1 protein-coding gene is annotated in these 236 nt (G+C 69.5%); it reads left to right on the top strand.

What is annotated here, in order from left to right; all coding sequences use genetic code 11:
- The coding region (locus BZY54_RS54265; protein ID WP_244217677.1) for an MFS transporter at positions 1–236 on the top strand (236 nt) is incomplete at both ends.

Genomic DNA, 236 nt, shown 5'->3' with positions numbered 1-236 from the left:
ACCTCGTGGACGTCACGATCGTCAACATCGCGATTCCCTCCATCCAGCGGGACGCGGGCGCGTCCTTCAGCCAGATCCAGTGGATCACCGCCGGATACGCCCTCGCGTTCGCGGCCGGCCTGATCACCGGCGGCCGGCTCGGTGACATCCACGGCCGCAAGCGGCTGTTCCTCGTCGGCATCGGCGGCTTCACCCTCGCCTCCGCGCTGTGCGGCTTCGCCGCGAACCCCGAGATG

It is taken from the genome of Streptomyces carpinensis, assembly GCF_002154505.1.
Taxonomy (GTDB): domain Bacteria; phylum Actinomycetota; class Actinomycetes; order Streptomycetales; family Streptomycetaceae; genus Streptomyces; species Streptomyces carpinensis.
The sequence above is the reverse complement of the archived record's forward strand: the minus strand, read 5'-3'. Positions and strand labels throughout refer to the sequence as shown.